Annotated in this window: 24 protein-coding genes; 6 read left to right on the forward strand and 18 right to left on the reverse strand. The window is 44.2% G+C overall.

Annotated features, from left to right (window positions below; all coding sequences use genetic code 11):
* Positions 1–22: 22 nt before the first annotated feature.
* Together kynB and kynU are read right to left on the reverse strand one after the other, a co-directional pair.
* Positions 23–652: an arylformamidase gene (gene kynB / locus MKY20_RS27640; protein ID WP_019379373.1), complete on the reverse strand. Its 630-nt coding sequence runs from the start codon at positions 650–652 to the stop codon at positions 23–25.
* Entirely contained in the window at positions 649–1,917 is a 1,269-nt protein-coding gene (gene kynU / locus MKY20_RS27645; protein ID WP_019379374.1) for a kynureninase, read from the reverse strand. Before kynU ends, kynB begins: the two co-directional genes overlap by 4 nt.
* A 117-nt stretch (positions 1,918–2,034) precedes the next feature.
* On the opposite strand from kynU, the gene MKY20_RS27650 reads away from it, so the two are divergent.
* Positions 2,035–2,652, forward strand: a complete 618-nt coding sequence (locus tag MKY20_RS27650) for a TetR/AcrR family transcriptional regulator (protein WP_019379375.1) — start codon at positions 2,035–2,037, stop codon at positions 2,650–2,652.
* Positions 2,653–2,796: 144 nt separating this feature from the next.
* Here the strand turns inward: MKY20_RS27650 and MKY20_RS27655 are convergent, their stop codons facing one another.
* The 6 genes from MKY20_RS27655 to MKY20_RS27680 all read right to left on the reverse strand — a co-directional run bounded on the left by MKY20_RS27655 (position 2,797) and on the right by MKY20_RS27680 (position 9,748).
* Positions 2,797–3,495 (reverse strand): ABC transporter ATP-binding protein, encoded by a 699-nt coding sequence (locus tag MKY20_RS27655; RefSeq protein WP_019379376.1) that lies wholly within the window; start codon positions 3,493–3,495, stop codon positions 2,797–2,799.
* A 14-nt stretch (positions 3,496–3,509) separates the two neighbouring features.
* On the reverse strand, positions 3,510–4,970 hold the full coding sequence (locus tag MKY20_RS27660) for an ABC transporter permease (RefSeq protein WP_019379377.1): 1,461 nt from the start codon (positions 4,968–4,970) through the stop codon (positions 3,510–3,512).
* A gap of 13 nt (positions 4,971–4,983) precedes the next feature.
* Entirely contained in the window at positions 4,984–5,862 is an 879-nt protein-coding gene (locus MKY20_RS27665) for a peptidylprolyl isomerase (RefSeq protein ID WP_009335123.1), read from the reverse strand.
* Positions 5,863–5,876: 14 nt separating this feature from the next.
* Positions 5,877–7,076 carry a S1C family serine protease gene (locus MKY20_RS27670; RefSeq protein ID WP_019379378.1) on the reverse strand — a complete coding sequence of 400 codons (1,200 nt, stop codon included), beginning with the start codon at positions 7,074–7,076 and terminating at the stop codon, positions 5,877–5,879.
* A 300-nt stretch (positions 7,077–7,376) separates the two neighbouring features.
* The gene (locus tag MKY20_RS27675; protein ID WP_019379380.1) at positions 7,377–8,930 is read right to left on the reverse strand and encodes a vanadium-dependent haloperoxidase; all 1,554 of its coding nucleotides are present in this window, start codon (positions 8,928–8,930) and stop codon (positions 7,377–7,379) included.
* Positions 8,931–9,352: 422 nt separating this feature from the next.
* Entirely contained in the window at positions 9,353–9,748 is a 396-nt protein-coding gene (locus MKY20_RS27680; protein ID WP_019379381.1) for an MmcQ/YjbR family DNA-binding protein, read from the reverse strand.
* A 191-nt stretch (positions 9,749–9,939) separates the two neighbouring features.
* Here MKY20_RS27680 and MKY20_RS27685 point away from each other — a divergent pair, with 191 nt between their 5' ends.
* Positions 9,940–11,313 (forward strand): PepSY-associated TM helix domain-containing protein, encoded by a 1,374-nt coding sequence (locus tag MKY20_RS27685; protein ID WP_341004439.1) that lies wholly within the window; start codon positions 9,940–9,942, stop codon positions 11,311–11,313.
* Positions 11,306–11,800: a FixH family protein gene (locus MKY20_RS27690; RefSeq protein WP_226280685.1), complete on the forward strand. Its 495-nt coding sequence runs from the start codon at positions 11,306–11,308 to the stop codon at positions 11,798–11,800. Before MKY20_RS27685 ends, MKY20_RS27690 begins: the two co-directional genes overlap by 8 nt.
* A gap of 35 nt (positions 11,801–11,835) precedes the next feature.
* Here MKY20_RS27690 and MKY20_RS27695 read toward each other — a convergent pair whose 3' ends face one another.
* The 4 genes from MKY20_RS27695 to MKY20_RS27710 all read right to left on the reverse strand — a co-directional run bounded on the left by MKY20_RS27695 (position 11,836) and on the right by MKY20_RS27710 (position 15,038).
* Entirely contained in the window at positions 11,836–12,075 is a 240-nt protein-coding gene (locus tag MKY20_RS27695) for a DUF3951 domain-containing protein (protein WP_009335129.1), read from the reverse strand.
* Positions 12,076–12,305: 230 nt separating this feature from the next.
* Entirely contained in the window at positions 12,306–13,427 is a 1,122-nt protein-coding gene (locus MKY20_RS27700; protein ID WP_019379384.1) for an NADH-dependent flavin oxidoreductase, read from the reverse strand.
* A 222-nt stretch (positions 13,428–13,649) separates the two neighbouring features.
* Positions 13,650–14,099, reverse strand: a complete 450-nt coding sequence (locus MKY20_RS27705; protein ID WP_009335131.1) for a GreA/GreB family elongation factor — start codon at positions 14,097–14,099, stop codon at positions 13,650–13,652.
* A gap of 222 nt (positions 14,100–14,321) precedes the next feature.
* The gene (locus MKY20_RS27710; RefSeq protein ID WP_341004440.1) at positions 14,322–15,038 is read right to left on the reverse strand and encodes a DUF2711 family protein; all 717 of its coding nucleotides are present in this window, start codon (positions 15,036–15,038) and stop codon (positions 14,322–14,324) included.
* A gap of 572 nt (positions 15,039–15,610) precedes the next feature.
* Here MKY20_RS27710 and MKY20_RS27715 point away from each other — a divergent pair.
* Positions 15,611–15,760, forward strand: coding sequence for a hypothetical protein (locus MKY20_RS27715; protein WP_157380255.1), 150 nt, complete (start codon positions 15,611–15,613; stop codon positions 15,758–15,760).
* 106 nt (positions 15,761–15,866) lie between these two features.
* On the opposite strand, the gene MKY20_RS27720 is transcribed toward MKY20_RS27715, so the two are convergent.
* A complete protein-coding gene (locus MKY20_RS27720) occupies positions 15,867–16,310 on the reverse strand; it encodes an SRPBCC family protein (RefSeq protein ID WP_217025850.1) in 444 nt (147 codons plus the stop codon).
* 89 nt (positions 16,311–16,399) lie between these two features.
* The gene (norA, locus tag MKY20_RS27725; protein ID WP_251174043.1) at positions 16,400–17,587 is read right to left on the reverse strand and encodes a multidrug efflux MFS transporter NorA; all 1,188 of its coding nucleotides are present in this window, start codon (positions 17,585–17,587) and stop codon (positions 16,400–16,402) included.
* Positions 17,588–17,686: 99 nt separating this feature from the next.
* Between norA and MKY20_RS27730 the strand changes: the two genes are divergently transcribed.
* Entirely contained in the window at positions 17,687–18,514 is an 828-nt protein-coding gene (locus MKY20_RS27730; protein WP_019379390.1) for a MerR family transcriptional regulator, read from the forward strand.
* Between the two features lie 247 nt (positions 18,515–18,761).
* On the opposite strand, the gene MKY20_RS27735 is transcribed toward MKY20_RS27730, so the two are convergent.
* Entirely contained in the window at positions 18,762–18,962 is a 201-nt protein-coding gene (locus MKY20_RS27735) for a cold-shock protein (RefSeq protein ID WP_009335135.1), read from the reverse strand.
* A 573-nt stretch (positions 18,963–19,535) separates the two neighbouring features.
* Between MKY20_RS27735 and MKY20_RS27740 the strand changes: the two genes are divergently transcribed.
* Positions 19,536–20,069, forward strand: coding sequence for an MEDS domain-containing protein (locus tag MKY20_RS27740; RefSeq protein WP_009335137.1), 534 nt, complete (start codon positions 19,536–19,538; stop codon positions 20,067–20,069).
* A gap of 91 nt (positions 20,070–20,160) precedes the next feature.
* On the opposite strand, the gene MKY20_RS27745 is transcribed toward MKY20_RS27740, so the two are convergent.
* Genes MKY20_RS27745 through MKY20_RS27755 form a run of 3 tightly spaced genes read right to left on the reverse strand, consistent with a single transcriptional unit; the run spans position 20,161 to position 23,237 of the window.
* Positions 20,161–20,577, reverse strand: a complete 417-nt coding sequence (locus tag MKY20_RS27745) for a GtrA family protein (RefSeq protein WP_251263894.1) — start codon at positions 20,575–20,577, stop codon at positions 20,161–20,163.
* On the reverse strand, positions 20,552–21,589 hold the full coding sequence (locus MKY20_RS27750; RefSeq protein WP_071158020.1) for a glycosyltransferase family 2 protein: 1,038 nt from the start codon (positions 21,587–21,589) through the stop codon (positions 20,552–20,554). Before MKY20_RS27750 ends, MKY20_RS27745 begins: the two co-directional genes overlap by 26 nt.
* Positions 21,590–21,605: 16 nt before the next feature.
* The gene (locus MKY20_RS27755; protein WP_251174144.1) at positions 21,606–23,237 is read right to left on the reverse strand and encodes a DUF6044 family protein; all 1,632 of its coding nucleotides are present in this window, start codon (positions 23,235–23,237) and stop codon (positions 21,606–21,608) included.
* Between the last annotated feature and the right edge of the window lie 158 nt (positions 23,238–23,395).

A 23,395-nucleotide genomic window follows, 5' to 3' on the forward strand; every position in this document is an offset into this window, starting at 1 on the left:
GAGGTTTTGGCCGTTCCCCCGCTTAAATTGGCCGAATAACCGCCCGCACCGGGCTGCCATCTCCGTCTTTTATTGGGAGCGGCAAGGCAATTAGCTCGTAATTTCCTTCTTCTATCTCATCCAGCATGATATTTTCCAGAATATGAATGCCATTTCGATATAAAGCATGGTGTGTTTCCATCTCTTTGCTGTCGAGCGCATCGACGGATGGCACATCCACTCCGAGCAGGCGCACCCCTTTACTGCCGAGGTAGTCTGCCATATCCTCGGTCAGTTCAGGGATCTGATTCGGAAACACTTCCGAATGATTCGGAACCGAGGTCCTGAGCAGAACACGTTCCACACCTTCGAGATCAAATCCTTTCAGAACTTCCGAATCCACCGTTTCATAGGCTGATACATCTATCACACACGCCGGCCCGATATACAGCTCGATATCCAGGTCCAAGATCTTTTCGCCTTCGTCATTAAAATGGAACGGTGCATCGACATGGGTGCCGGTATGCAGGCTGGTCGTAATCCTGCCAATATTGACAGAGCCGGTTTGTTCTTTTGTAAAAGCTGTTTCATAGCTGAATGGCGTATCTCCGGGCCAGTGGGCAATGGCATTAGTCAGCGGCTGTGAAATATCGATCCATCCCTTTTTCATCATGCTACGACTCCCCGCTTATTTTCGAATTGCTTGTATTTTTCTTGATCCATAATACCTTTAAGGATCTGAACTGTTTTCCAGACATCTTCAAACGTATTGTACAGCGCTACCGGAGCCAGACGGATTCCGTTCGGGGCACGGAAATCCGGGATAACTCCCTCTGCCTTCAGCGCCTTGCAGATCCTTGCTGCTTCCGGGTGCTCCAGATAAATATGGCCGCCGCGCCTCTTTTCATCAAGCGGGTTGCGCAGGATAAATCCGTGTCCGTCAAGCTCATGCTGAATCAGCTTAATCATATAGCCAGTCAGTTTAAGTGATTTTTCGCGGATTCTTTCCATGCCAGCTTCATTAAACATGCTGAGTGATCCAATAATTGGCGCCATGCTAAAGATATTCGGAGTTCCAATCTGATATGCGCCTGCATCTTCAGCAGCAGTCAGCACATGTTCCATATCAAACTGCTTATCCTTGCGGGAGCTGAACCAGCCGGCAAGTCCCGGCACTTGGCCAAAATGGCGCTTGTTCACAAACAATCCGCCCGTCGAGCCAGGTCCGCCATTCAGATGCTTATAGTTGCACCAGAACGCGAAATCCACATCCCAATCACTTAGGGAATGCGGGACAGATCCAACCGAATGGCATAGGTCAAAGCCAATCTCAATCCCGCGCTTATGTGCTTCTGCAGTCAGATACTCCATATCCAGCACCTGGCCGCTTCGGTATAAAACACCCGGCAGGACAATCAGCGCGATTTCATCTGTCATCTCAGCGACAATGTCTTCTTCCTTCAGCGTATGGCCATCCGCGCTTTTTACCTGGACAAGATGCTCATCAGGATCATAGCCCTTCAGCTTTACCTGGCTTTGCAGCGCATAAATATCGCTCGGAAAATTCAATTCATCCGCCAGTATCTTCGTTCTTTTTCCTTGCGGCTTATAAAAAGTCGAGACAAGCTGATGCAGATTAACGGTTGTGGAACCGCTTACAATAACTTCCTCCGGATGTGCTCCCACGATTGGCGCCAATTCTTTTCCTAGTTTTTCAGATAAATAGAACCAGGGATTGTCCCCTTCTGTCCAGCCATCAATAGCATGGTGCTTCCAGGAATCCAGCAGGTCAAGGAGTGACTTTTCCGCACGCTTTGAAAGCAGTCCAAGTGAATTGCCATCCAGATAAATTCCGTCTTCTTTTATATAAAACTCTTCCCGGTAGGACAGCTCATTCCCAGCATCCAGTCCGATTGCATACTCTCTTGTAAAATCCATAGATTTCCAACCTTTCAGAATATTAATTATTTACGAAAATTATATGGTTTGATTGACACTATGTCAATGATATAATGTCAGTATAGTTGCCAGAAACTGAACGAAGGAATGAAATAAATGAAGAATCCGATCGATCAATTGCCGGCAAGGCAGCAGCAGGCCCTGAAAACACGCCATAAGCTTCTCGAGGCCGGAAAAGAAGTTTTTCTCGAAAATGGCTTCCAAAAAGCAACCATCTCCCAAGTGATCAAAAAAGCAAATACAGGCTACGGCACGGCGTACGTCTATTTTAAGAATAAAGATGAGCTTTTCATTACCTTAATGGAAGATCTCATGAACCAATTTTACGAAGTGGCAGAGATGCCCTTTAAGCCGCAGGCCAAAGAAGAGGCCTATGAAAATATTAAGAAGCAGGTCAGGCTGTTCCTGCGGCTGGCTTTGGATGAGCGGGACATGATGAAGGTCGTAAAAGAGGCAATCGGCGTCTCACCTGAGATAGAGGAAAAATGGTACGGAATCCGCGAACGCTTCATCGAGCGGATTTCAGTCGATATCCGCTACGCACAGGCGCAAAAGCTTGCCAAAAAGCAACTCGATCCGGCCCTTACCGCGAGAGGCTGGTTTTATTCAAATGAGATGTTCATGTGGGAGCTGGTGATGAATGAGGAAAAGTATCAGATGGATGACGTGATTGTGAATCTGACCAGAATGTATACGGGCGGGCTGTATGATTAAAGACTCATGTCCCACTTGTCATGATTTGTGTGCCCCTCTTCCATTTTACAATCAAATTTTGCTCATTAATGCGCCACTTCCCATTCCACCGTCTGTTTTAAAATTTAAAAAAGGTGCCTCCTCCCTCAGGAAAAGGCACCTTTTTCAATTCGAAACCAGCTCGGGGTCATTCGCTGTAACCGTAATACTCCCTTTTGAAAGCTTCACAACCACATCCGAATCTCTCGCAATGTCGGGATCATGCGTAACGACGATCACGCATTTCCCTTCTTCATGTGCCAGTGCCCGTAAAAGACCGACAATCTCCTGGGCCGTGTCTTCGTCCAGGTTGCCGGTCGGCTCGTCCGCGACAATCAGTTCGGCGTCACAGCACAAAGCCCGGGCAATGGACACACGCTGCTGCTGGCCGCCGCTTAAAGTAAGCACTTTTTGCCGGGCCTGGATTTCAGAAATCCCGACCCGCTTCAGCATCTCCACAGCAATCACCTTTTTATTTTTCGCAGAGGATCCGGTAATCTCCATTGCGGTCAATACATTCTGCAGAGCCGTCATATACGGAAGCAGATTATAAGATTGAAAGACAATGGAGACAAACTTATTTCGGAATCTCGTCAGCCCAATTTTCCGGATATCCTTTCCTTCGTACAGCACTTCTCCGTCCTTCGGAACATCCAGGGCACTGGCCAGAGCAAGGAATGTCGTTTTCCCGGATCCGGACGGCCCGATTATGCTGTAAAAATTCCCTTTTTCAAAACTCACATTAATATTATTCAAGATATCGTGTTTTTTATTTTCATGTTTATACCAGTAGCTGATATTTTTGAATTCCAGCAATGAACTCATTTTTCCATCTCCTTTTAATCCTGCTTGCTTAGAATGGCTTTTGGCTGAAGGCGCAATACGGTTAACGAAGGCAATAGTGCCGACAATGCCGCAATCAAGAGGCCAATTAGTGCAAGGAAGCCAAGATCTTCTCGTGTCACCTGAACATTCATTTCATCTACCGTCTCCACTGTTTCCTGAGTCTGCATCATACCCGGACCGAAGCCGCCCATGCCCCTTCCTCTGAAGGACTCCGGTGCATTCGTCTGTTCTGCTGATGCCAATTCCTGATTCAGGAGCTGGTCGCCAAGCTGGCCCGCCACCACATTGCCGCTTGCTGTGGCAATGCCGAGCGATAACACAGCCACTACTAAAATTTCCGCCATAAACTGGCCTGCAAGCTTCCACCTTGTTTCCCCGATCGCCAGCAGGACGCCCATTTCATACTTCCGCTCACGGATTAACATCATGACGATCAGACCCAATATGACTGCTCCGGCAATGGATACCAGGTACACAATATTTTTCGAAAATCCGGCTACATTCTCAATCGGGCCGACCATCTGCTGATAAAGCTGGTCATCGGCATCAAGCTTGAACGTTTCGAAATCGATGCTGCTCTCTGCTTTTGCCTGATCGATAAAGTCCTGCATATCGGCAGGATCCTCTATGTAGTAGATGGCGCTATCGATTGTATTTTCATAGTCAGACCCCTTTAGTGCTGCAGCAGCAGTGTATGGAACATACAGCTTGTTATAAGGATTCAGTGCTGTAAAATCCATTGCCTGATCAGATCCGGCAGAAGCTGTCTGATAGATTCCGATCACTTCAAGCTCCATTTCAGCCGTTTCATCACGCGGGTTGATGACGGTAATCTTATCGCCAACTCCCAGCTCGTTTTCTTCCGCCAATGTCTGTTCAATCAGCGTGACATTTTTACCGATATGCTCCTCTGTGATCCCGGTTCCTTCAACCATCGATGAGGTCCCATCCATAAACTCCGCAACCGCGTCTGTAAATGCAACCCCCTGCAGGCTCACATCCCCCTGCATCATTCCGCCCGGCATGCCTCTCCCAGGCTCCTGCCCTTCACCGCTTTCCTCAGATGTGTCAGAGGCAGCCGAGTCGCTTTCAATCGGATCAAAACCGAAGGCCAGCCCAGTGGTGGATGAGTAGAAATTATAGCCTTTAATCTGGTCATAAGAAGCCAGTTCCTCTGCGGCATCAAGCGGGACAGGAACTGACTGGAAACGCATCCGCTCCCCTCTGCTCTGCTGCCGGGACATCGCCTGCTCTCTCAGTTTTTCCATATCAGCCTGCAGGGTGACATCTGCCCCCAGCTTTTGGCGGGCGAGATCTCCCGACTTTTCGGCAGCTGTCTGGATCGATAAACCTGCCAGCACTAATACACAAATCACGGTAAATACGAAGATCTGCAGAATGCTTTTCCCTTTTCTGGCCTTCACGCTTAAAAACGCTCGTTTTAAAAAATTCATCTCAAGTTTCCCCTCAGCCCTCTAAATAGTTCTTAATCTCATATTCTTCAAATTTTTCTTCCAGCCAAGCCGTATATTCTGTTTGCATCTCTGTTTCAAATAATGTATTTTTAACCTCTTCTTTCACATCTTCATAGGCTGCTTCTTTGGCTTCCTGCTTTTCTGCCACTTTGATTACGTGATAGCCATATTCGGTTTTAACAGGATCGCTGATTTTTCCCGGTTCCAGCGAGAAGGCGACCTCTTCAAATTCCTCGACCATATCTCCCTTTCCGAAAAAGCCGAGGTCCCCGCCAGCATCTTTGTTGCTTTCATCGGTCGAGTATTCAGCCGCAAGCTTCGCAAAATCACCGCCATCATTCAGTTTTCCGATGACTTCCTTTGCCGTTTCCTCATCCTCTACTAAAATATGGCTCGCTGATACCTGTTCCTCCTGGGCAAAACTTTCTTTGTTTTCGTCAAAATAGGTTTTCATAGCTTCTTCTGAAATCTCAATCCTTGGTTCCAGCAGCTTCTTGGTTGCCAGGTAGGATTCGATATCCTCCTCAAAATCAGCCATTGAGAGGCCGCTTGATTCGAGCGTCTGCTTTAAAGCATCCTCACCGCCGTATGACTCCGCATATACAGCCTTTTCCTCATCAATTTCTTCCTGTGTCACTTTCACATTTTCTTTCTTCGCTTCCTGATCAATCACTTTCTCGGTGATCAGCGAATCCAGAAGCTCCTGCCCATACTGGGCAACGAGACGCTCATGCAGCTCATCCCTGCTGATTTCTTCCCCGTTTACGGTCGCAGCAGCATCATCCTCCTTTATTGTAAAAAAGATGGCTGCCGCTGCCCCGATCGTTACTACACTGCCTAAAATCCAATAGATAACTTTCTTATTCTTCATCCTGTTCCCCTCTCCTAATTCGCTTTCTGGTTGCTTGTCAGCGTGACTTCCGCCGTTTTCAATTCGCCGCCGCGGTAAAATTCGATTTTCACCTTATCGCCAATCGAAAAACCGCTGTATAAATGCTTGCGCAAATCTCCGGAATTCGTGATTTGCTTTCCGCCAATGCTGACGAGAATATCCTCTACCTTAAGTCCGGCTTTGGCAGCGGCCGAATCCGGATCAACATTCGCCACTATTGCCCCGCTAGTCACGCCATCAGGGAGATTTCTTAAATATTGAGGCGGCACTTCTTCAAAGCTCGCCAGGCCAACACCAAGATACGGGCGGACCACTTGTCCATTTTCAATCAGCTGATCAATCAGTGTTTTCACTTCATTGCTTGGGATGGCAAATCCAAGGCCTTCCACCCCGCTATCCGCGATCTTCAGGCTGTTGATCCCGACCAGCTGGCCGGATGTATTCATCAATGCGCCGCCGCTGTTGCCCGGGTTGATCGCTGCATCTGTCTGAATGACATTTAAGTTCCATTCCCCTGCAGACGTGCTGACTTGAATCGAGCGGTCGACCGCACTCACGATTCCCTGAGTCACTGTTCTGGATAAATCCAGGCCAAGCGGATTGCCGATCGCCAGCACCTGATCACCAGCTCTCAGCTTGGAAGAATCGCCAAACGTCATGGCTTGAGCGTCTACATCCCCTTTGATTTTCAGCACCGCAATATCTGTCAGCGCATCGGTTCCAATCAATTCTGCCGTTGCCTTCTCACCATCATGCAATGTCACCTGAATCTCACTCGCATTTTCAATCACATGGTTATTGGTCACAATGTATGCCGCATCATCTGTCTTTTTAAAAATTACACCCGAGCCCGTACCGCTTTCTGAAGCTTCACTCGACTGGCTGAACGGATTATTGTTTTGCTGCTGCATATTCACAACGCCAACAATCGCTTTCGATGCCTGCTCAATTGTATCCGCCAGGGATTTGGATGAAGAAGATACTGGCTTCACATCGAGATTGGATGAGCTTTCAGCTTGTCCAGTTTCTTCCGGAACGCTTGCCTGCGGCGTATCCTCCTGGAAATAAGGAACGGCTGTCAGCGTAAGCGCCGAACCCAGCACACCAGCCGCCACGGTTGACAGGAACCCTTTCCAGACCGGTTTTTTGGCCGCCCGATTTTCCGTTCTGCTTTCTTCGTTAAACTCTGTCATGATTAAACACTTCCTTCTTATCTATTTTGAATTTGAATAGTTTTCGTTTGCCTTACAAGTCATACTTTAAAGGCCCAATGTGTCAGGAAAATGTCAAAGGAACTTTTTTCGAAAAAAACTTGTCCCACTCTTGATAAATAGGGATTGGGCTCTACAAGACGCTTCTGAGAATTTCCGCTCCCATCAAATAAATGACGAGCCGGAATGGCAGATGCCAGGATCAGGATTTTTATCCAGATCCCCTTTCTTATTGCACAAAAAAACACATGGCGCTGAGGCTCGCACATGTGTATATAATGCTTAGATAATCGTTACTTTTTTTCCGTCAAATTTGGTTAGCGTAAAACCGTTAAAATGCTCATTAAAGGATGAGCTGTAATCCCGCAGGAGCCCAATGGCCACTGCTTCACCAAGCTTTAGCCCTTCTATGCCATCAGAGCGCCAATGAACACCTGCTGTGTCTCTGCCCAGGGAAATATTCACACCAAGCTTATTAAGCTCCCCTCCTGCTGTCAGAGGTTTGCCCGGATAAGGAAGCAGTGAGAGTCCATCCAAACTTGCTTCCACCGGATCCGGAATCACAAAAGATTCGTTGAAAAATGCTTTAAGGATCGTAACCCCTGCACCGGCTATGCACGCATGACCTGCAGGATAGGCAGGATGGGTCGGGCATCCTTCCGGATAGGCCATAGGCAGAAGATAAGAGCCATATTTGCTGAATACTTTAGAAAGGGCTTCAGATTCAAGAAGCTCTGAGTGGATCGGGTATTTAGCCGCTCCATTCATATGGTTATGAACACGCCCGCCAAATTCTTCTGGACGGAGCCTGCGGTGGACGAGAAACTTTTGGAACCAGGAAGCTTCCAGTGCCATCCTCCCTGCTTTTGTGACCATGTCCAATATATGAGCAGCCCCGAAGGTAATGAAACCTCCCTGGGTAGCCGACTTAAGATAAGGGTTGTTCCGATCGAGAGCCTCAGGCCCATAACTAAGCAAAATTAAGCAGGCCGATAACGGACATTGAAATGAAAAATCATAATGTACATACTCACCTAAGTCACGCCCGTTGCGGATATAACGGGGCACCGGATCTTTTATCGATTCTCGGGGTAATGAACCATTTTGGATGTCCAGCCATTCTTCATAAGAAGTCATATAATCAGACCCAGCCAAAGCGGTGCGGTATTTCTGGGGAATGACTGCAGAACCAAATGGAATGTCCTTCCAGAGGAACTGTGAAAGATAGGGACCTGTAAGATTACCTGGAAACTCACTGCGGAACAAGGTTTCAGGAGTGACCTTTCCGTTATCTTTCGGTCCCCGAAAATCAGAAAATCCTGATAGGTCACCAGCAGCCTCGGCAATCAGGGGATCACTTTCATAAGCCCGGAAAGGAATATCCCTGGTAAGCGCCTGCCAGTATAACTCTGCCATTTCTCCCGCCTCCAAGGCGCTGCTGAAAGCTGGAGGCTTGGACAGATTCAATTGATGGCAATCAGGACCTATTAAATCATACACATAGGAAGCCTGGGGATTTGAAAGCTTCACCTTCCCACCCATTGGGATCGATTCAAAATCTTCTGGATTTCCGGACTTTAAAGCTTCCATATACTGTTCATACGCCTCGGATACAACTTCTCCAAGAGAATTATGGGGAAGCCCCTTAGAGTAGCTGCCTATTTTCCCGGGAAGCTGTTCATCTCCATTGCATGAATGTTCTTTTGGCGGCACAAGCAGGTGAGAAGCAGCAGACATAAGACGGATGCAAAAGGCTGCCTTCATTCGCTTCCACCCTGTTTTAGGTGCTATTAAGCAGCCCTTTTCCTTATGATAGTAAATTTTCTTTTCTTCCATATTAGCTCCTCTGTAACTTCTATTTGTTATTTCATGATGATTATTTCATTATATTCACAGGCTAGTTGTAAGCTTGGGCATCAAACTAGTAACTCCTAACCATTTTATTCGTCCTCCTCCTAACTAGCCGGAAAAAAAGAGTTTGGGAATGCTATGCCGGATGAAGGAGAGAATGGGAATCTCTTTCCATAAAAAAATGCGCAGAGAAACTTTCTCTGCGCATGACATTTTTTCAATCCCAAATCGTACTATAAATATAACTAACTAAAAGTGAGGTGTGAAAATGTTTATTAGACTTTTTCATAAATCAGACCGCACAGGCAAAATCGCCATTCTATCAAGTACCATTCTTTTATTAATAGGCGGATTGACTGCGCTTTTCCTTTAGCTGAATCATGACGGTTTGTGTCGGTTTTATGCTACTAGGATGGACTCCCCCCTATTTTCAAGTTTTTCAGGATGGATTTAGGCGCCGTCCGCAAATAAGCTTCTTTTATCAAGCCTTCAACCTCAACCCACTCTAGTTCATGATCACCTAAAATCGAGGTCCAGCCATGCTGTCCAATATAGGGTGTCTTGAAAAAACGGCTGCCTTCCTGCACTAAAAATTCCTGTGTTTCTTTCGATGTTTTCATGGCAATGGACGGAATGCCCTCTTCGTTCTCTCCCAAAATAACAAAAGGCTTATCTTTTACTCTAAATGAAGTATGTCCAAATTTATCAGCCTGTTCGGCGGTTTCAGGAAAACCAATGGCAATCTCCCTTACCTTTGTCAGAATCTCTATGCTTTTTTGTGATTTTAATTGTTTATGGATCATCTTAACACTCCCTTGCCAGTTCTTTCATGATAATATTCAACACTATATTTAGAAACCCTTGTCTAAAAAAGAGAGTTTCTGGCTGTTATGACAGCTTTTTGCCAAAAAACTTTTTTCAAAACTTCATTCATTTCTCACATTCCCCTTTTAAGATATGAAAAGAAGATTAACGAAGAGGAGTTTTTGATGACATGGAAACGGTTAAAGAAACGGCTGATATACAGAAACCACCGCAGACTAACACCTCTCTATACAGAACGGTTTGGAGATGGCACTTTTATGCGGGCATAATTTTTGCGCCATTTCTTTTTATTCTGGCGGTAACCGGAGCAATCTATTTGTTTAAGCCGCAAATCGAGGGTGTCCTCTATCAGGATTATTATGAAGTCACCCCTCAGGATGAAAAAATTTCAGCTTCACAGCAGATTGAAGAAGTGAAGAAGCAATATCCGGTTGCAGCAGTGACGGTGTACCGTCCCGGGGAAAGCGCCGATCGTTCAAGTGAAGTCGGCATTGTGAATAACGATGAATCGCTTACTGTTTTTATCAATCCTTATACAGGTGAGTCCCTCGGGGCCTTAAACAGCGAGGACCGGATTATGGATAAGATAGAAGAGTTTCACGGGGAACTGATGGCCGGCACGCTGGGAGACCGGATCGTAGAGCTGGCGGCCTGCTGGGCAGTTGTGCTCATTGTAACAGGACTGTATTTATGGTTTCCGAAGAAAAGGCCTGGCATGGGCGGCGTCCTTTTTCCCCGGCTGAATAGAGGGAAAAAGACTTTCAGAAGAGATTTGCATGCAGTGCCTGCCTTCTGGGTCACTGCTGGGATGCTCTTTTTAATCATGACAGGATTGCCTTGGTCCGGATTCTGGGGCACAAACTTTCAATCGATGGCAACCAATACCGGGGAAGGATATCCCCCTAGTGTCTGGGTTGGAAGCGGACCCCAGTCAACCATCCAGACGAAAGACATTGCCGATGTTCCATGGGCTGCCGAAAATCTGGACGTGCCTGTGTCAGACCTTCAGGGATTTATTCCGCTTTCGATTGATGATGTGGTTTCTGCTGCAGAACGTGAAGGCGTCTATCCCAGCTATTCCATTTATATTCCACAGGATAAAACGGGAGTGTATACAATTTCAGCTTTCCCGCCAAAAGCGCAGGATGAAATTACGATGCATGTCGATCAATATACAGGTGCGGTTTTAACAGATTACCGCTATGACCATTACGGGTGGATCGGGAAACTAGTCGCATGGGGAATTACGCTTCATAAAGGGACACAATTTGGCCTGATTAACCAATTAATCAGTTTATTCATCTGCCTTGGCATCATCCTTGTGGTGGTAAGCGGCTATTATTTGTGGCTCAAACGCAAGCCGAAAAAAGACATGGGCGCACCAAAAACAGCTGGGTTTAACAACACAAAGGGATTCTTCCTTCTGTTAATTGCCATGGGAGTCCTCTTCCCATTAGTCGGCTTAACGATCATCGCTGTTTTGATAATTGACTTTTTCTTAATCCGGAGAATACCAGCGTTGAAGAGGTTTTTGAATGCGTAAGTTTATGATAGGGGAGTCTAATGCCGTGAAAAAATATGTCTTTATGATCCTGCTGCTGTCTTTTCTGAGTGCATGTTCACTTAATGAGAATGCAGCAGAGCTTTACAAACAGGAAACTCCGCTGAAACTGGAAATACAAACACCGGACACTTTTACAGCCGGAGAACAGGAAACAGTTAAAGCCACTCTCACACAGGACGGCAAACCGGCTGATCATACTGATTTTGTTCATTTCGAAATTTGGAAGCAGGACGGCACTGTCCACTATGGGATGGAGGAAGCAGGCAATGAGGGCGGGGGCGTCTACAGCATCAGCAAGGATTTTGACAAGGATGGCCTTTACTTTGTAAAAGTGCACGCCCAGCAAGGCGGCAGCCTGATCATGCCGCAAAAGCAGTTTATTGTGGGAGAGCTGTCGAAAAGCGACGTGGAATTCCTGCAAAAAGGAACAGGCAAGCAGGAAGCGGGGCAGGGTCATCATCATTAATTTAGAACAAAAAGGATAGAGTTTGTCAGGAGAGGTTACCTGCTATCTATCCTTTTTCTTCTCTCCTGCTTCTTTTTATTTCCCTGAATTTCATCTTCAGCCAGGATTTCTTGTTCTTCGTGAAACTCCACTTCAGATTGACCTGTAATTTCATCAAATGGGGTATAGAAAGGCTGAACACTTTTCTTTTTTACAAACACTTTATAAAACCCTATAAGCACTAGTATGACTATGGCTGCTGGGAAACCGGCTGCCATTAAATCAATCAGGTTCATTTGCCCTCCCCTTTTCATATGGATATCTGGTATATGTTTATAGGTTTCGTTTGCAGCTAACCTGCCCTGTTAACTTCAATAAAGAAGGCGTTTATTCCTGCTTGAGCTCGAAGCACTAATGACTGCTGCTCTCCAACAATTATGGCCACCACTGATAAATAAAGAAAAGGGACTTCAGCAGTCCCTTTTCAAATATTTTTTAATATAAGCGCTCAATCCTGAAGACATCCTCAATCTACAACCGGAAACCACCCAGGAGTGTTTACAATTGCCTGCCAGAGCGGATCAGGGATGACCAGCTTTTCCTGATCCTTCTTGGATAAAGTGGTGGCAATTTCAGACTCTTTTCCTTCCTGCACCTTCTGCACCCAATCCGGCTCCATAATCAGTTCCCGGCCAAGGGCGACCATGGCCACTCCCGTTTCCAGTGCTTTTACAGCTTCATCAGGAGTATGAATGGACCCTACTCCGATAAGCGGCAGGCGGTTATTCATTTTTTCTAACAGATGCTGAATTCTTGGCTTAGCATCATCAGCCCCGCGTCTCGGTTTGGACCAGAAGTCCATCAGGGAGACATGAAGATAGTCCAGCCCTTTATCTGACAGTACATCGACCAATTGAAGAGTATCTTCCATGGTGATTCCTGGCTCAGTAGGCTCTTCCGGTGAAAAACGGTACCCCACAATGAATGGCTCTTTCGCATGTTCTTTTACCGCTTCTTGGACTGCGTCCACCACAGCAAGAGGGAACGTCATGCGCTTTTCAAGGCTTCCTCCGAATCGGTCCTCACGGCGATTTGAATGCGGAGAAAAGAACTGCTGAATTAAATAGCCATTGGCTCCATGGATTTCAACGCCATCATAGCCTGCCTGGATGGCCCGGCGGGTTGTTTCGCCGAAAGCGGCAATGATGTCCTCCACTTCCTTTTCCGTCAGTGCTCTTGGAGTGTTCCCGCTTCCTTCAGATGCAACCGCACTGGCACTGACTGTTTCGCCATTTGGAACGAGCTCTGGAGGGCATTCCCTTCCGCCATGAAAGATCTGGAGTATTGCTTTGGCACCCTGCTCTTTAATGCTGGCTGCCAGCCTCGAAAGACTTGGAATCATCCCATCGTGATCGCCGCCAAATTCACCATGGAATCCTTTTCCGTTTGCTGTCACATTTGTACAAGCCGTAATCACCATTCCTACCCCTTTGGAGCGGTGTACGTAATAATCAATCTCGGCATCTGACACGGTTCCATCCGCATGGGATGAGAAATTGGTCATTGGAGCCAGAACCACTCTGTTTTTTAACTCCACATTATTCTTTATCTTAAGAGATTCTAATAGCGGTTTATAGCTTGGATTCACAAAAAAACACTCCTTTTTATAACCTTTCAAACCTAGTTTGTTATTTATTTCTTCTGTTTACGCATAGTAAACTGCGCAAATTGAGAATTACCCTGCAAGAAGGCAGCGAAAGATTACTGTAATGTTATATGTTACAGTTTAAGAAGTCAATTATTTGAATCGGAAGCTCTCTCCGCCTGGGACAAAGGGACAAATTTGTCCCTCCGCTCCAAATAATATCCGTTAACCTGTCTCCTTGTCCCAGTATGATATTTTTTCGATAACTACATCCAGCTGGCCGCTTGGGATAATCAGGGATGTTTGTTCACCCATATTTTTTAACAGAAGCTGCCTGCCAACCGGGGATAAGAATGAAATGCAGCCATTATCAGGGTCAGACTGATCGGGCAGACAGATATGATAATCCTCCCGGTCATCCTCCCCGTCGAATAACACAGTTACCTTTGTTCCAATCAATACTTTTCGCAAAGGGGGTTCTGCTGGAGCTTGATTACAAAGTGTAATGTATTTCTCCACTTCACTTACATAATTACTAAGGAAGTCCTTTTTCCTCTCCTTGAGCGGAGTGGAAGATAAATAAAGGCTATTCAGATCCTGATAGTTATCATCAATAAACGTCAGCTGCTTAATAAAGTACTCTTTTTCAGTGAGGGCGGGGATACTATGGTTCATAGTAGATAACCCCCCTGCTGGGATCAAACACCTTGCAAAACTTCATTTCTACTGTCATTTCCATGCACCATCCTTCTTTTGAATATATAAAAAGCAGACCTTTCCCGTTTATAAAGAAAGGTCTACTATATATTTACAACATAGCATATATGTACCTGAAAAGCCAGCTAACTTGTGGGTCATTGGCAGGCTTTCGGAGGATTATCTTGAAATCTTTTTATGCTAATTACCTTCTGACAAACTCCAATAAATCTCCGTATCTTCTTTACAATAAAACCCTTCTAACCGACAAGAATCAACCAAAGATTCTACAGTGACTTTGTCAGAACACAATAAAGAAAAATGGCTATCCCAATGTGTTGTTATCAATATTTTATTATCGTGAGTAAATAGGCTGATACGGCCGTCGATTAGATTGTTGTCGCTAATTAAATCATCGATATTTTCCAGTTTTCTTTCTGTGCAAAATTCATCTCCAAGCCAAATCCAGCTGTGTCCAATTGCTTTTATACCTCTAAGTAAATGGTTCATTATAAATTCTGGCAATACCCCTTCAGCTGGCTCTGCAATTCTATTTTTCAAACATGTCTCTTGAATGATATTAGCTGTTTTGACATCCTGGCGCTCATCTATTAGCCCCAAAATGCTTGTCCTTAGGCCAATATCCAACTGTTTATAACTTTTTATCCCTGATAATGACAAAAATTGTTTCCAAGAAACCATTTCGCAATGTTCTCTTATCTCATTCCTGCCCTGATATGTTTCTGGGTTAAATAGATCGAAATCCATCATTTTTGGTCTGATAAAGGGATGAAAAAAAACAAAAATTTCTTCAAATACTCCTTTATAAAAATCCTTAATAGGAATATCTTCTGCAGCACAGACTGCATATCTATGTGGTTCAGGCAGTATTCTCACATCGGACATAAATCTTCCCATTCCTTTCCCTGTGTACGATGAAGATTCTTTTACTTACATAATCGCATTCAGCCGCTTGATTGCCGAATGAACCGTCAGTCTATGAAAGGTAATAAGCTTCTTTTTATAAACAACGGAAAACACACCATAAGGAGTAGGGGATATTGTCATTAATTCTTCCCTGTTCTTAAAATCAATTATTTTGACAGGAATGCCTAATTTAGCCGCTTCCGTGTTTATGTTTTCTGCAGCAATGTCAACGTATGGGTTCGGACTCCTTTACTCGGATTTGTCCTTCTTGTGTCCGAAGGTCCACTAACTTCAGACTCCATCCATTTGGTTTTCCATCTATCTTGTCCGAAGGTCCGCCAACTTCGGACTCTTCCCCTAGGATTTCTACCTAATCCGTCCGAAGGAAAACCCGCTTCGGACTCCTCCAACCGGATTCCCTCCGGTCTTGTCCGAACAGTAAAAAGAGGGACAGATGTCCGGTCCCTCTTATCAAATATCGCTCCAGCTACACTTCTCCTCATCCCACTTGAATAGTTTCACAATTATTAAGCAATCTAAACTGTGTATGGGAGGTGAAGATATTGTCACATCAGAACGGCAAGTCAGAGAAGCAAGCAGCGAAACCCTCAGTTGAAAATCGTCAAGGTTCAGGTTCAGAATACGAAAGAGAGCGTGCTGGGAAAGTAGAAGGGTACGGTCAGCCATACCCGGATAATGGTGCTAAAAGTTAATGATAGGCTAAGAGTGAATTAGACGTTAATTCACTCTTTTTGCTTTAAGCATGCAAGCCTCCCAATCATTACGCCTGGTACAGTCGATAACAGAATCGAAATCTTATTAATGGATTAAAGCTGCTCTCAAATCACTAATGCCATGTTCCAAATAGCCCTTAAGGCAAGTCAGCATGTAGATCCAGCCTTCTTTTTGCCCCAGCATTTTGCTTACGGCTTCAGGGTCATTTTCGTCAAGACCGGATTCGTTCACCTCAATGATGGTACTCAAATGATTCGTCTCATTCAGTGTAATGGCAACAACTGTTTCTTCATTCGTTTCTCCGCCCCATGAAAACACGATTTTCTTATTTTCCTCAAAATCTAATACATTTAAAATGCCTTCTGCGCCATATTCATCATATTTCACAGTAATGGACTTGCCTTGTGCCCATCTTTCGGAACTCGATGAGAACCAGAAATGACCGATTTTAACTGGGTCAACGATGGCATCAAACACCTCGCTGGCTGGCTTATTTATTTTTAATTTCGCAGTTATTTGAGTATCCACAATAAATCAACTCACTTTCAGGTAATTAATATTCTTTTATTATATCCTGAACTCTTTTATTTTTGTGGAATGAGTATGTTAATTAGCTGCTATACTGCTTTCACCACTTTGGATGCCTTCTCTGCAGGCTTTTTCCAGAGCAGGGTCAGCCCAATCCCCAATGCCATTATGACCGTCGCAAAATAGTATGGGTAGTTAATATCGATATCAAACAGCATCCCTCCTATAATAGGTCCGCTGATATTCGCCAGACTTGTAAACATCGAGTTCATGCCGCCCACGAAGCCTTGTTCATTGCCGGCGATATTGGAAAGATAGGAAGTGACAGCCGGACGGAATAAGTCGAATCCTACAAACACAATGAATGTTACAAGTAAAATCGCGAAGTAGGAATGCACTACAGTCATTAAAAACACAAGCAGTCCGGATAGTATTAGGCTGTAGCGGATCAGTTTGATTTCTCCCCAAATACGGGTCAGGCGGTCAAACAGCAGAATTTGCGATACAGCTCCGAAAATGGCTCCGCCTGTAATCACAATGGCGATATCTGATGGTTTGAAAGCAAACTTGTGATCCACAAATAAGCTAAAGAATGACTCAAACGCAGCCAGCCCAAATGAGGCAATGAAAATCAGAATAAAGGCCAGGAAATATTTTGGCTCCATTACGCGTCTGAAGCCGCTTCTGCCCTCTGCAGCCCCTTCTTGATTTTCTTCTTCACTTCGTTCAGGCTCAGATAATAAAATCATCGAAAGCGCAGCTGCCAGTGCACCCATTGCTCCTGCAAAGAAGAATGGCACACGCGTTCCAAATTCCGCTAAAAATCCGCCGATGCCGGGACCGATAATAAATCCCGTACTAATGGCCGCTGACATATACCCGAGTGCCTTTGGACGGGTATCCGTCGTCGTGATATCCGCGATAAAGGCTGTCACGGCCGGCATAATAAAGGCCGCACTAATTCCGCCCAAGATCCGGGAAACGAATAGCACCTCGATCTCTTGGCCGATCCCGAATAAAAACTCCGATAAACCGAAAATAAATAGGCCCGTGACAATCATGATTTTCCTGCCCCATTTATCGGCTGCTCTCCCTGCAAACGGGGAAACAATAAGCTGAGCCAATGCAAATGCGGCTGTTAAATACCCGATCGTTGTGCCCGTTATGCCCAATTCATTCATCAATGTAGGCAGAACAGGAATGACCAGGCCAATTCCCAGAAAGGCTATGAATAAATTCGTCAATAATAAACCTAAAGTGATTTTTTGTGTCTTCATCTATATCATGCTCCTTACAAAACAGTCAAACTTGATTTATTTATACGTTTTATCCTAGTGTATATAGTAACTATATAGTCAAGGGCGGTGATGTAAAAAATGAGTAAAAAAGATGGCAAATATTTAACGACTGGCGAATTCGCAAAGCTTTGCAAGGTTAACAAGCAGACAATCTTTTATTACGATCAAATCGGGATTTTGTCCCCTGTAAAGAAAAGTGAAAAAGGCTATCGCTATTATTCCATTCATCAATTAGAGTTATTTTTTGTGATTGATTTATTAAAGGATCTTGGCATGTCGCTTAACGATATTCAGCAGTATATGCAAAACAAATCGCCCGAAAGCTTTTTATCCATCATGTACCGGAAAAAAGAAGAGATTATAAAAAAACGGCAGGAGATCGAAATGAAGGAGAAAATGATCGAGGCCAAAATCGGATTAATGGAAGAAGCTTCCAAGCTTGATTTTAATCGAATTGCGCTTCAGCCATTGCCGGAAGCAACCCTCTATCTAAGCAGGAACATCCAAAATATATCTGATGAAGAATTTGGGGAGGTCATCTCGGATTTCATTAATGAATTGCAGATCTCACAGCTTGATTCAGGGTATCCGATTGGAACTATAACGAAGCGGGAACAGGTGCTGAAAGGGGAATTCTCCAATTACAGTTACTTGTATATCGAGCAGCCAAATCCAAAGGAAGGACATCCGTATTTTCGGGCTGTAAAAGGTGATTTTCTCATCGGCTATCATGTTGGGAGCGAAAAAACCATCAGCCATACATATAAGCGGTTTTTCTCAGAGATGGAGCGGCTGCATTTAACCTTAGGGGAGCATGTTTTTGAAGAGTACATTTATGATACCGTTGTACAGAATAATAAGGAGCAGTTTGTCACTAAAATTATGATGCAGGTTATCAGGGGATAGGATTTCCGTCCATCTTTATCAAAGGTGTTAGGAAAATTCACAATAATATGATACACTTTGTTTACCATTTGATTTACTGTGTACATGTGCCCTGCTCATTCGTGAGCGGGGTTCCTTATTAGAAAAGCGTAACGCCTTGTCCACCAGCTGGAGCTAGACAGTTATCAACGTTCAAAATTAATACTTCCTTATTTTCACATACAAAAAAACAGGCCCATAAAGAGCCTGCCCTGAGTTTTGGTTTTAATTAAGCTTTACGCACGTTAGCTGCTTGAGCTCCACGCTGACCTTGCTCAACATCGAAAGTCACTTCTTGACCTTCTTCTAAAGATTTATAACCTTCGCCTTGGATAGCTGAGAAATGAACGAATACGTCTTCTCCACCTTCGCGTTCGATGAATCCGAAGCCTTTTTCACTGTTAAACCATTTTACTTTACCATTTTCCATTTTTGTTGCCTCCTTGTGCGTATAAACACACATTGTGTTACTATCCTTGCTCTCAGTGATCATCAAGACGTAAAGTTTTACTCAAACTATCCTTTACACCGAACAAAAATAATTCTTATTTAGTTTAACACTTTTCTGAATTATATGCAAGAAAACATAAAAAGGAAAACATTATTTCTCCATGCGGGCATGCAAAAGCTTCGAAATTAACCATAAAAAAGACTGCTATTTCATAGCAGTCATGGATAGTGCCTTAAGAAGTAATAGAATATCCTGATGAATGCTGTTGCGTACTTGATCATCGCTACAGTTCTCAAAATCAGCCTGTAAACGTCCAAGTTCTCTAATGAATAGTAAGTTTTCTTCCTTACTAAGCATAGTGTATTCGCTCCTTTTTACATAGGGAAAAACACTATGTCGTTTCAGGGTAACACTATTGCATTTGATTTACAATCAATCAACAGGGCTCTTAATAAGCAGAGTTTCTCCTTTCGCTGGTGAACCCTTTCAATATCAAAGTATGATAAACTAAATTTGCAGGCATAAAATGACAAAATTCAATGGGGTGCAAATTTGGAAAGTTTACATTTAAAAGAAGTCCATGAAATTCAAGACCTTACTAAGGGACATGTATTATATTTTTTCAAGAATCCGGACCACTATATTTCAAATGTCATTGAATTTGTTCTTTCGGGCTTAGAACGAAATGAATACTGCATCATTATAGAAAATGACCGAATGACTCCATTGATTAAGAAAAGTCTCACAGAGAAATTGAATAATAACTGTCTGAAAAAAGTAATGTTCGTCAATAATTATGACTTCTATTATGCCAAGGGGGACTTTAGAGTTAATTCTATTTTCGATTATCTTCCGAACTTAATTGAAGGTTATTCAGAACAGGATTTAGCTGTCAGAAGCTGGGCTCATGTCGAATGGCGTGAAGAACCGGAAGTCTGTAAAAAATTATCGGTATCTGAAAAAGAAGCGGATCTAATCGTTGCCAAAACAAAACTTCTATCCGTTTGTGCCTACGATTCAGAAAGGGTTAGTAATGAATTAAAAGAAAGTCTCCTATCTTGCCACAATTTTCTTGTAAATGAATGATAAAATTAGTCTCACCTTTAATAAGTGAGACTAATTTAGCTCCCCTGTGAACCTTCTCCTAAGAACCTGCTCTACTGGCAGTTCACTTTCTCTATTTAGTAAAAACGAGGTATTTTTGTCCGATATAGTTAGTTAATGTGTAAATGCCAGCTCCTAAAAGAACCGCAAGCTCTTCAGGTGAAACATCATGCCTGAGAATCGTAACAGTCTGCATAAATTCTGCAGCCATGCCGCTTATGGAATAAGAAAGAATATAGCACAGAAACAAAATAAGAATGAAGCGCACCGCACTGCTTTGAAGGCTGTCCCTGCTCCTGAAGGTGAACGTTCTGTTAAGGAAATAACTGACCGCTGCCCCCATACTGTTCCCCAGAAATGTTGCAGTCCAATACGTCAGCCCCGCTAAATCCAGCAGCATAAATATCATGGATAGCCCGACAATTGTATTGACTGTTCCCACAAGCAAAAATCGAATAAAGGTATTAGTTCGTTTCAGATAATGTTCCAAAATGAATGTCCGCGTGCTCATCATCATGGTCTCCGTCCGTAATCAAATGGCGGGAAATCGGCAGATTAAACGCATCTACTTCAATAGAGAATTTAGGTCTGCGTTTCGTTTCTTTATAGATCTTCCCTATATATTCCCCCACCAGGCCAATGGCTGTCAGCTGAAGTCCCCCCAGCATCCAAATCGAGGTGATTAACGAGGTCCAGCCGGTTTCGGTTTCACCATAATAACGCAATCCAAGAAAGTAGAGGCCAAAAAGAAAGCTTATACAAAAAGAGCCGATGCCCAATGCCAATACCATTCGAATCGGTGTAACGGAAAAAGAAGTAATGCCTTCAAAGGAAAAGGCCAGCATCTTTTTCAGCGGATACTTTGTTTCCCCGGCAAGACGCTCTTTGCGGTCATAATAAACATTGGCCGTTTTAAAGCCCAGCAAAGGCACAATTCCGCGCAAAAAAAGATTGGTTTCCTCATAGCGCTGCAGTTCTTCCAACGCACGCTTGCTCATCAGGCGGAAATCAGCATGATTATAGATAAGATCGACACCCATTTTCTTCATTATTTTATAAAATCCCTGTGCCGTGTTTCTTTTAAAAAACGTATCACGGTCCCTCTTTTTTCTTACTCCATAGACAATGTCATATCCTTCGCGGAATTTCAGGATAAACTCCCGGATCACGGTAATATCATCCTGAAGATCGGCATCGATGGACACCGTGCAATCCGAAGCCTTCCCTGCAGCTGTTAAGCCCGCAAGCAGAGCATTCTGATGTCCCGCATTTCTGGCAAGCTTCAGCCCTCGCACTCTGGGGTTATTCAGGCTCTGCTTATAAATGATCTGCCAGGTCCGGTCCCTGCTGCCATCATCTACAAACAAAATTTTGCTTTTATCAGAAACAAGTTCATCATCCAGCAATTCTTCAAGCAGCCCATTCAGCTGATTAATTGTATCCGGCAGTACCTCCTCTTCGTTATAGCAAGGAACTACGATGGTGAGTACTGGGTTGGTCATTCTTAATTCCTCCTGCTTATATGGCTTTATAAAGGTAGATTTTCCACACAGAGCTTTTTGATTCAAAAACCTTCTCCAGCCGAAGCAGATTCTCTTCCGCATTATCGATCGGTACAGATGAAAAAAGATAGGAACCGCCCATGGCCTTAAAGGCTTCTGTATTTAACTCAAGATTCTTCAGCCTTTTTTTCGTCCGCTTTTTAAACATATAATGCTTGCCAAGCTCGTCCGTGAAGAGATAGCATCTTCCGCCCCATTCATCAAAATAAATTCGGAGTGTTTTATTTTTTTTCAGCTCTTTCTCAATGATTTTCCTAAACTGATATTTGTATGTTAAGGGGTAGAAATTATTATACGAATCCAGCGTGTAAAAGCCATTATACTGGGCAATGGCCGGATGAAGCCCAATGCTTGCCACCCGGTAATCCTCCTGCGGAAGCCCAATGTATTCTTTAATAGCCGAGAATTGTTCTTCTGCGTAAAATTGCCTGACCGTTGGCTTATCCTGAAAAAGAATTTCCTCGTTGAAAAAGGAAACGGTCATGATCTGTGCAAGCACAAAAACCGGAACAAGGCGCCTCCAGAACGGTCCATGAGACCAAATGATTTTCAGGGTCAGCGCGAAAAGCAAATAGATAACCAGCGGCCTCAAAAAGTGATACCTGGCAAAGTTGAAGGTATCAAGAACATGAAAACGCTCTGTCAGAGGCAGCCAGCCTTTATAAAACCAGAAGGCATACCATGCTGATAGGGCAAAGTTAAGAAGAAACAGGAACAAAAACACCTTGTCCTTCTTCCCCTTTTTCTGCCTTAGCGTCATAAAAAGAGCTACAAACATCAGCGGAAGAATGACCAGAGTATGCATCGAGGCAGCATGGTGGTGCCCCAAAGCAAAGTTCTTGAATGTCAGCCTGACGCAATGCCAGAAAGTGAGCCTCGCATGGAAGTACTCATCCCGGCTGTTTGGCTCATCGTCAAAAAGAAAGGAATAAACCAGCCTGTATTCCACGATGAAAAAAATTCCGGTCATATAAACAATCGATAAAAGAAATGGCCAATTCCATGCTTTTTTCCTGATGACGTCCGTCAGCCAGAAGATCCCCATCGCGCTCAAAAAAAAGAAAAACCCAAGGACAATGCTCGCATAAAAAGGCAATAGGGTTAATACAAGGACATTTTTCCACGACCTTTCCCCCTGCCTGATATTTAAGAAGGCCCACAGAGCAAGCGGCATCCCAAGCGTGCTCAGCATACCGGAGGGCCAGAATGGCGTGAAGGCAAAAGCAAGGGCTGTCCCAATCGTAATGGGCGCCCACTTTTCTTCTTTAAGAAAGTGCTTTTTCAAAAGCAAATACATACCGATAAAAGCAAACACCCTTGTGATCGTCTGGCTGAGTGCATAAGCAATCATCGGCGGAAAAAGGGCATACAGCCAAACAATTAATGTAAATTCCGAGCCAAACGCATTGCGGGACAAATTTCCGTTCATAACTTGTGGAATGACAGCGTCAATCGGTCCTCTCAGCTGTCCGCTTTCAGCAAGGACTTTATACCATGCCAGATTGCTGTCAAGATTATCATGAACGCGGATATGCGCGTCTTCACCTAATATGTATAGGGGGGATACGAACAGGACCAGGGCAATCATGGCCAGAATAAGGAGATTTTTCTCGGCTTTATTTTTTTTCAAAAGCAATCTCTACACCTCTGGGTTCAAGATTATTTACAATTTTAGGGTTCACGAACAGGGGCAAAATATTCAGGAAGGGATAATACAACCCTCCACCTACATAAAAATAGATTGGA

Origin of the sequence: Cytobacillus sp. FSL W8-0315 (genome assembly GCF_038002905.1) — a bacterium.
GTDB classification, from domain to species: Bacteria; Bacillota; Bacilli; order Bacillales; family Cytobacillaceae; genus Cytobacillus; species Cytobacillus pseudoceanisediminis.

Coding starts and splice junctions, on each gene's coding strand:
- kynB (WP_019379373.1), bottom strand. CDS start 652: ATGATGAAAAAGGGATGGATCGATATTTCACAGCCGCTGACTAATGCC.
- kynU (WP_019379374.1), bottom strand. CDS start 1,917: ATGGATTTTACAAGAGAGTATGCAATCGGACTGGATGCTGGGAATGAG.
- MKY20_RS27650 (WP_019379375.1), top strand. CDS start 2,035: ATGAAGAATCCGATCGATCAATTGCCGGCAAGGCAGCAGCAGGCCCTG.
- MKY20_RS27655 (WP_019379376.1), bottom strand. CDS start 3,495: ATGAGTTCATTGCTGGAATTCAAAAATATCAGCTACTGGTATAAACAT.
- MKY20_RS27660 (WP_019379377.1), bottom strand. CDS start 4,970: ATGAATTTTTTAAAACGAGCGTTTTTAAGCGTGAAGGCCAGAAAAGGG.
- MKY20_RS27665 (WP_009335123.1), bottom strand. CDS start 5,862: ATGAAGAATAAGAAAGTTATCTATTGGATTTTAGGCAGTGTAGTAACG.
- MKY20_RS27670 (WP_019379378.1), bottom strand. CDS start 7,076: ATGACAGAGTTTAACGAAGAAAGCAGAACGGAAAATCGGGCGGCCAAA.
- MKY20_RS27675 (WP_019379380.1), bottom strand. CDS start 8,930: ATGGAAGAAAAGAAAATTTACTATCATAAGGAAAAGGGCTGCTTAATA.
- MKY20_RS27680 (WP_019379381.1), bottom strand. CDS start 9,748: ATGATCCATAAACAATTAAAATCACAAAAAAGCATAGAGATTCTGACA.
- MKY20_RS27685 (WP_341004439.1), top strand. CDS start 9,940: ATGGAAACGGTTAAAGAAACGGCTGATATACAGAAACCACCGCAGACT.
- MKY20_RS27690 (WP_226280685.1), top strand. CDS start 11,306: ATGCGTAAGTTTATGATAGGGGAGTCTAATGCCGTGAAAAAATATGTC.
- MKY20_RS27695 (WP_009335129.1), bottom strand. CDS start 12,075: ATGAACCTGATTGATTTAATGGCAGCCGGTTTCCCAGCAGCCATAGTC.
- MKY20_RS27705 (WP_009335131.1), bottom strand. CDS start 14,099: ATGAACCATAGTATCCCCGCCCTCACTGAAAAAGAGTACTTTATTAAG.
- MKY20_RS27710 (WP_341004440.1), bottom strand. CDS start 15,038: ATGGGAAGATTTATGTCCGATGTGAGAATACTGCCTGAACCACATAGA.
- norA (WP_251174043.1), bottom strand. CDS start 17,587: ATGAAGACACAAAAAATCACTTTAGGTTTATTATTGACGAATTTATTC.
- MKY20_RS27730 (WP_019379390.1), top strand. CDS start 17,687: ATGAGTAAAAAAGATGGCAAATATTTAACGACTGGCGAATTCGCAAAG.
- MKY20_RS27735 (WP_009335135.1), bottom strand. CDS start 18,962: ATGGAAAATGGTAAAGTAAAATGGTTTAACAGTGAAAAAGGCTTCGGA.
- MKY20_RS27750 (WP_071158020.1), bottom strand. CDS start 21,589: ATGACCAACCCAGTACTCACCATCGTAGTTCCTTGCTATAACGAAGAG.
- MKY20_RS27755 (WP_251174144.1), bottom strand. CDS start 23,237: ATGATTGCCCTGGTCCTGTTCGTATCCCCCCTATACATATTAGGTGAA.